Source organism: Microcoleus sp. B4-C1 (assembly GCF_036705285.1).
Taxonomy (GTDB): Bacteria; Cyanobacteriota; Cyanobacteriia; order Cyanobacteriales; family Microcoleaceae; genus Microcoleus.
This window is the reverse complement of sequence record NZ_JAUBUC010000091.1, coordinates 19,259-24,844: the sequence shown is the minus strand read 5'-3', so window position 1 is coordinate 24,844 and position 5,586 is coordinate 19,259. Positions and strand designations below refer to the sequence as shown.

At 46.7% G+C, this 5,586-nt stretch carries 5 protein-coding genes; 4 read left to right on the top strand and 1 reads right to left on the bottom strand.

What is annotated here, in order from left to right:
• Nucleotides 1-1,250 (bottom strand): protein kinase domain-containing protein (locus QUB26_RS26215; protein WP_333320329.1); only part of this gene is annotated, 1,250 nt, incomplete at its 3' end.
• Nucleotides 1,251-2,623: 1,373 nt separating this feature from the next.
• Here QUB26_RS26215 and yqeK point away from each other — a divergent pair.
• The 4 genes from yqeK (at nucleotide 2,624) to QUB26_RS26190 (ending at nucleotide 5,465) form a co-directional block, all read left to right on the top strand.
• Nucleotides 2,624-3,259: a bis(5'-nucleosyl)-tetraphosphatase (symmetrical) YqeK gene (gene yqeK, locus QUB26_RS26205; RefSeq protein WP_333246115.1), complete on the top strand. Its 636-nt coding sequence runs from the start codon at nucleotides 2,624-2,626 to the stop codon at nucleotides 3,257-3,259.
• Between the two features lie 137 nt (nucleotides 3,260-3,396).
• Nucleotides 3,397-3,816 carry a ribosome silencing factor gene (gene rsfS, locus QUB26_RS26200; protein WP_333246117.1) on the top strand — a complete coding sequence of 140 codons (420 nt, stop codon included), beginning with the start codon at nucleotides 3,397-3,399 and terminating at the stop codon, nucleotides 3,814-3,816.
• Nucleotides 3,817-3,818: 2 nt separating this feature from the next.
• Nucleotides 3,819-4,328, top strand: coding sequence for a CGLD27 family protein (locus tag QUB26_RS26195; RefSeq protein WP_333246119.1), 510 nt, complete (start codon nucleotides 3,819-3,821; stop codon nucleotides 4,326-4,328).
• 183 nt (nucleotides 4,329-4,511) lie between these two features.
• Nucleotides 4,512-5,465, top strand: a complete 954-nt coding sequence (locus tag QUB26_RS26190; RefSeq protein WP_333144243.1) for an asparaginase — start codon at nucleotides 4,512-4,514, stop codon at nucleotides 5,463-5,465.
• The last annotated feature ends 121 nt before the right edge of the window (nucleotides 5,466-5,586 follow it).

The window sequence follows — 5,586 nt, the reverse complement described above, 5'->3', positions numbered from 1 at the left end:
ATGATTTGACTATTAGCGCCAAGGGCAGCTAATATTTTTTGTTTCCAGGTATTGAGTTGATTTTCGTTTTCTGTTAAGAGTTGCTTGACTAATGATTGAAAGGCTTTGACAACGGCGGCGTAAGGGATATTTCGTTGAAATTGGTCGAATTTTCCGGCAATAAAATAACCTCTGGCTTTAGTAATTGGTTTATAAACTTCTTGTACTAAGGCGGATTTTCCAATGCCTGAGTAACCGGATACTAGCATCATTTCGGTGCTGCCCCTGCTGACTCGCTCAAAGGCTGCTAATAAGGTTTCAACTTCTGTTTCTCTGCCGTAGAGTTTTTCGGGGATGAGGAAATGGTCTGTAATATCCCGCGTTCCCAATGCAAACGTCTCAATGTTACCCGTGTTTTGTAATTGAGCTAGACAAATTTCTAAATCGTGTTTCAATCCTAATGCACTCTGATAGCGATTTTCCGCATTCTTTGCCATCAGTTTACTAACAATTTGGGATAAAATTAGGGGAACTTCTGGCTTGATTTGATGTACCGGAATCGGCTGTTTAGCTAGATGACAATGCACTAACTCCATTGGGTCGTCTGACTCGAAGGGTAACTGTGTTGTCAACAATTCATAGAAGGTCACACCCAGGGAATAAAAGTCACTCCGATAGTCAATGCCTCGATTCATTCTTCCTGTCTTTTCTGGGGAGAGATAAGCTAAGGTTCCTTCGAGGGTGTTGGGATTCTGGATTTCTTGGGTTTCTCTCGGCAGCAGGGAAGAAATACTGAAGTCAATGAGTTTAATTTGTTGGCTATGGGGGTTAATCAGAATATTGGCAGGTTTAATATCTTTATGAATAACTCGGTTTTGGTATAGAGAGTGGAGAATATTTGCTAGTTCCCTGGCTAGGTTGAGAAAATTTTCTAAAGATAGAGATGTATCGGGTTGGTTTTTATCACTTGCTGCTGGGAGATAAGTAGACAGGGAAACTCCTCCAAAGTCTTCCATGATTAAAGCATAGGCGTTTTTGTAAGGTGCTAAATCGAGGGGTTCAACCACTCCAGGCAGACGTAGATTTTTGGCGATGGTATATTGGTTGCGGAATTGCACCAGTTCGCTGAAGCTGGGGTATTCGTTTCGCAGCAGTTTGATGACGACTGGAGTGCGATCGCTCTCCCGAATACCTCGATAGACTAGAGTGCGAGATCCTGCATAGAGTTGTTCTGTTATACGATACCCCGGCAGGTCAGTAATTGTCTCCATTTTCCACTCCTCAATAAATTCGGGGTTACTATATCTCTAGTTTACTCAGCAAACTTGGTAAATTCTCAATGCCCTCTAATGTTGCTGGACTTGTCAGTGGGCGTTCTGTACGAACGCTGGCAGCTCCTTCGATACTGAAGCCATATTATTAATTGTTTAGAACTTGTCTCCACTGGAGCGAAAATTATCCATAAGTATGTTTATATAACTCATTTGAGATGTTGATGGCGATCGCGTCTAGCAGTCGTGAAGCTCACAGGAGGCGATCGCCCCAAACAGCTATTTTTTGAGGTAGTTCAGTTTAAGCCCAAGCGTGGAAAGGTTTTCAACTTGGTTGTTTCTCTTTGATAGTTTTGAGGTTAAAATACTCAATGGTAGCCCTCATGCCCTCTTCTAGCAACCTAACGAACTCGCTCATCGGAAATGCTTGAATAACCCATTCTACATCAAATATTGCCCATTCAAAAGCAAAGTATACTTCGGAACTAGACGAAAATAAAATTTTTGGATGGATTTTATCTCAACTAAAAAATGTGTGATATTGAGCCGACTTACCCTGCGTATTTACTTCCCTAGTCTACCGTATATTTGTATTACCAGCAGTGGCTAGAATAAGGATTGCTTCTTCAATAACTGATGAAAGTATTACCCCTCTTCTGTCACTCAGCAGAATAAAATAATATTTTACTCTTCTTCATCAAGTAAAATAAGGGATTAGAAGAAAAATCAATTAACGCTATTAATCGAGCCAACCAAAGTGATGCAGCCCTTGAGCATTTTCTAGCCCCTTTATCTCTGCAATGGCTGGTAGTGTCTTACGTTTAATATCAGAAATTACACTAGCATGAATGTGTGTAAAAGCTTTGAATGCTTCTGACTTCTGAAAACAGATTTCTGTAATAAGCTGTTCGGCATTTAAAAGACGATAGTAGGGTGCGTCATTACAGAAGTGTTTTCCGCATAAGCGCGTAAGTGTTCACTCCTGATGCACCCTACAAGCCTCGTTACTGGTTTAAATGCTCCACAGGTTAGTGACAATACTCATCCATCAATTTCAAGGTTGAATCAGCTTGGCGAGGCTTAACCATAGACCCAGCTAAGGTTTGAAAGATTTTGTTCTATTATACTCTGCCGCGAAATTGAAAGAAGAGGGCAGGGCTGTTTCATTCTCTTGTAGGAGCAGCAAAGAGTGGCTGCCCCCATGTCGCCAAGGCTTGTGAATCATCGTCTGTGGGGGGTAGGAATTCTTGGCACTACAAGAGTCAAAATCGCGATTTTCGTGAAAATGAAACCGCCCTGCCTGCGTGCCAGATACCGCAGCCGATCGAAACAACACGCTAAAATAGTAGCTCATACAATTTCGGAGTTAATATTTGACACTTGCACCCGCGCGCGAAATCGTCCTAGCTTGGCTCTCTGAGCGCGTTCCTGCTGCCCGCATCAAACACATCCTCGGAGTCGAACAGGTAGCAGGTGACTTGGCTCGCCATTACGGCCTCGACGAAGCAAAAGCCCGATCGGCGGGTTTGTTGCACGATTTGGCAAAATACTTCAGACCTCAACTGCTGCTGCAAATGGCCCAGAAGGAAGGTTTAGAGTTAGACTCAGTGTTGGAAGCACACCCGCATTTGCTGCACGCAGACGCCAGCGCGATCGTCGCCAGAGACGAATTCGGGGTGGTCGATCGAGAAATTTTGGACGCAATCGCCAATCACACCCTCGGCAGACCAAACATGAGCCAGCTCAGTTGTACCGTATTCATAGCAGATACCATAGAGCCGAGCCGCGGCAACACAGCCCAACTAGAAGCACTGCGCGAGGCAAGCTGGCAAAATCTTTATGCAGCCGTGTGGCAAACTAGCGATTATTCTCTTAAATATTTGCTAGAAACTCGCTGCTACATCCACCCCCGCACCGTACTTACGCGGAATTGGGCGCTGCAAATGGCCCGCGAACCGCCGGAAACAGGAAATTCGACCCAGAAGTCGATCGAACAAATCACAAGTTGAAAGTAAAATTTATCAGCAATCCTGTCCTTACTTTTGGCTTCAACCTAACTCCTATTTCCCGTCTCAAACTGTCAACAACCGATCGCGAAAACGCACCGATTCCCCCTTACCGTATCAATTAGGAAATTAAACACTTAATGTCAGATATAACTCAACTCGAATACTCCAGGGCCCAGTCTACAGCAACGGACGGCACCTCCTCAGACGAAGCTCGTGGCCTGATCATGACCGTTGCCCAAGCAGCCGATGACCGCAAAGCAGTAGATATTGTATTGCTCCGGGTGGCAGAAGTATGCTACTTGGCAGACTACTTTGCGATCATCACCGGATTTTCCAACGTGCAGGTACGAGCCATCTCCCAAGCAATAGCAGACCAAGTGGAAGAAGAGTGGCAACGCTTGCCACTGCGTACACAAGGCATATCAGACGCTAGCTGGGTCGTCATGGACTACGGCGACGCGATCATTCACATTTTGAAGCCTCAAGAGCGGGAGTTCTACAATTTAGAAGCGTTCTGGGGACACGCCGAACGCATTGACTTTTCCCCCACGCCGTGAGGATGGCTAATGTGAAAAACGTTTCTGCTTCTATTTGTCCCGTTCCGCAAGAACAGCGACCGATCAATGAATACCAAGAACTTAAAGAATCCTGGTTTTTTAGCTGGGTAACACTCAATTGGCCCGGATACCTGGCAAAACTAGCTTGGGTGTGGGCTTGGAGTTGCTTGGTATCGGTGCCGATAGCTGCTTCTAGCTTTGCTCCAAGCAAGTATCCAGCTCAGTTTGTCCTCAGCGGTGCCGCAGGTGCCGGTTTTATTCTAGGATTAGCTTTGCTGCGACTCTACTTGGGTTGGTTCTACGTGCGATCGCGCCTTTCAAATCCCACGGTCGTCTACGAAGAGTCTGGTTGGTACGATTGTCAATCTTGGCCTAAAACTCCCGAAGTTTTGCTTCAAGATCAGTTGATTGTTAACTACCAACTAGAACCAATTCTCAGGCGTCTGCGGCAGACATTTTATGGTTTGACAGTATTGCTGGTTGCCGGGGGACTAACTTGGAGTTGTTTGTAATCGGTTCGGTTCGGGAGTTTTGAGTTTTGAGATTGCCGCGCACAGCCAACGCCGGCACACTCCCGTGCATGAGTGAGAAACGATCGCCGAAAGATTAACTTTATAACTCTTAACTGGCAGCTCGCAACTCATAACTTCCACCGGCCCCAATCTAAAATCTAAAATCTAAAATCTAAAATTGATATGACAAGGGGAAAACGAACCCAAGCTCCCGAACTGGAAGTCACACTGCTGCGCGAAGGTATTGTGGAATCGAGGCACCGCGCCCAGGCCGCTGTCTGCGACAACCGCGGGCGCGTTCTGTCTGTTGCTGGTAACTCGGAAACGGCCTCATTTGTCCGTTCTTCACTCAAGCCTTTTCAAGCTTTGGCGGTGACGGGGACTGGCACTTTAGAACGCTACGAATTGACCGATCGAGATTTAGCGATTATTTGCAGTTCTCATCAAGGTACGATCGAGCAATCGCGCCAGGTATTTAACGTCCTGTGGCGCTGCGACATTGACCCCTCTAAACTTCAATGCCCCATTCCCGAAGGCAAAAAGAGCGCCCTGCAATACAACTGCTCCGGCAAACACGCCGGAATGCTGGCTGTCTGCCAGCAACTGCACTGGCCTCTGGACACTTATTTACGGCGCAAACATCCCGTCCAGCAGCTTATTTTGGGCAAAGTGGCTGACTTGCTGGCCATGCCTGCCGAAGAGTTTATCAGCGCTCGCGACGACTGCGGCGCTCCTACCTATCTGTTGCAGTTGGGGCAAATGGCGTCTTTGTACGCTCAGTTAGCCTCCGGCAACAATGTGGATATGGAGCGGATTGTCCGCGCTATGACTCATCACCCGATGATGGTTGCGGGTGAGGGCAAATTTGACACGGAACTGATGCGTTTGACTCAAGGGGAATTGGTGAGCAAGTCCGGCGCCGAAGGGGTGCAGTGCATTGGCCGCGTTGGCGAAGGCATGGGCTTGGCAATTAAGGTGACGGATGGAGGAAAGCGTGCTCAATTTGCTGTGGCGATTCACTTGCTCAAGCAGTTGGGGTGGATTACTCCGACGATCGCCGAAACTCTGGCGGAGACTTACCTGACTCTCAGTGAGTTCAAGCGCTTGGAGGTAATCGGGGAAGTTTCGATGCTTTAGGGCGATCGAGACTCGATCGCCGATTTCAGCAACCCCTCCCACAATCTAAAAAGTTTTTTTGATGGAGGGGTTGCAATTTTCAGAAAGATATGTTTATATTAGTAAAGAGACAAAAAGCGAC